Source organism: Gammaproteobacteria bacterium (assembly GCA_016199745.1).
GTDB lineage: Bacteria > Pseudomonadota > Gammaproteobacteria > Acidiferrobacterales > Sulfurifustaceae > JACQFZ01.
In genome coordinates this window covers 1-1,619 of the sequence record JACQFZ010000011.1, presented here as the reverse complement: position 1 = coordinate 1,619, position 1,619 = coordinate 1, and the positions used below count along the sequence as shown (strand labels likewise).

2 protein-coding genes are annotated in these 1,619 nt (G+C 59.2%); one reads left to right on the top strand and one right to left on the bottom strand.

Annotated elements, in window-relative coordinates:
* On the bottom strand, nucleotides 1–415 hold a 415-nt coding region (gene modA, locus HY308_02360), incomplete at its 3' end, for a molybdate ABC transporter substrate-binding protein (protein ID MBI3897121.1).
* Nucleotides 416–509: 94 nt separating this feature from the next.
* Between modA and HY308_02355 the strand changes: the two genes are divergently transcribed.
* Entirely contained in the window at nucleotides 510–1,496 is a 987-nt protein-coding gene (locus HY308_02355; GenBank protein MBI3897120.1) for an IS1595 family transposase, read from the top strand.
* Nucleotides 1,497–1,619: the final 123 nt, after the last annotated feature.

Genomic DNA, 1,619 nt, shown 5'->3' with positions numbered 1-1,619 from the left:
TGGAACGCAAGAAATCCAGATATTTGGCTGCCAGCGGATTCGCCCTGCCCTTGGCCGTGACGATAGCGCCCTGCTCGATGCGCGGATAAAGCGCTGCAGGCACTTTCCATACGCTATTCGACGCGGCATTCCTGATATGTGCGCTGCCGACCAGTCCGACCTGCGCATTGCCGGTGCTGATGAATTGCGCAGTCTGGGCGATATTCTCGCCCAGCACCAGCTTCGGCTTGATCGAATCCCACAGGCCTGCCTGCTGCAGTGCCGCCCTGGCAGCACGGCCGTAAGGCGCCAGATCGGCCGCCGCCACCTGCAGTACCGGGGCGGCCTGCGCTGCGGGCAGCGCTGAGGTGGCGGCAACAGGGCTCAGCGTCAGTGCCAGCAGGCTGCGCGAGAAGCGGCGCATCAGATACGTCAAGCGATATTCTTATTCAGGGATGGGTGAGCTGCTGATTGTAACCTTGCCTATCCGGTTGATTGCCAAAGTGGTGATTCGCTGCTAAATTGCCTGTATGGACCCCCGCGGCTTCCCGACGACGCTCCCAGAATTTCAGACGGTCTTTCCCGATGACGCAGCTTGCGCAAGATACCTTGAACACCTGCGGTGGCCGCACGGGTTTACGTGTATGAAATGCGGAAGCATCGGTGAGCCGTACCGATTCGCCAAGCGAAGGTCGGTCGTCTTGCGGTGCCGCGCCTGCCAAGCCAATATCTCGCTCATGGCTGGCACGGTCATGCAAGATAGTCACACGCCGTTGTCTACATGGTTCTGGGGCGCTTACCTTGTAACGACACAGACGCCCGGCCAGTCTGCGGTGCAATTTCAGCGGCAGCTTGGGCTGCGGCGCTACGAGACAGCGTTCCAAATTCTCCACAAGCTCCGCGCTGGCATGGTACGGCCGGAACGTGACGCTATTGGATCCCAGTATCCGGTCGAAGTGGATGAGGCACTTGTGGGCGGCCGCACAAAGGGAGAGGGCCGTGGTGTCCACCATAAGGCGACGGTCGCTGGAGCCATCGAGGTACGCCCACGGCCGGCCGGCGCTAATGGAGCAAAGCCCAAGAGAGCCGTCTATGCAGGAAGATTGCGGCTGCGCCTTGTGCCAAACCGTGGCGCCAAGACTCTCACGGGATTCGTGCAAGAGAATGTGGCAAAGGGCGCTGTTGTACGCACCGATGGTTGGCAGGCCTACGATGAGTTGGCCGCCTTGGGTTACTCGCACGAGCCTATGGTGCTTGATGGCGACCCCGAGAGAACCGATGCACACCTGCCGATGATCCATATCGCTTTCTCGAACCTCAAGACCTGGTTGCTCGGCACGCATCACGGAGTTAGTCATCAACATCTACAAGCCTACCTCAACGAATTTGTGTTCCGGTTCAACCGGCGTTTCTATCCAATGACGGCATTCAACTCTGTCCTGGGCCTCGTGTCGCATGCTTCATCTCCCACTTACGAGGCGCTCTACAGTGGTGAGTGGACTCACCCGACAGCATGATTGGCAATCAACCGGATAGGCAAGGTTCGGACAAGGTCTGTGCTTTGAATCGAGCGGCGGCTTTTTTAGAAAGCGCCGACAGGCGCCAAGTGCGCGGAACAGTTTCGTATCGGCATGACTCTG

What these genes read in the sequence shown, in the direction of transcription:
- HY308_02355 (MBI3897120.1), top strand. Translation starts at nt 510, where the DNA reads ATGGACCCCCGCGGCTTCCCGACGACGCTCCCAGAATTTCAGACGGTC.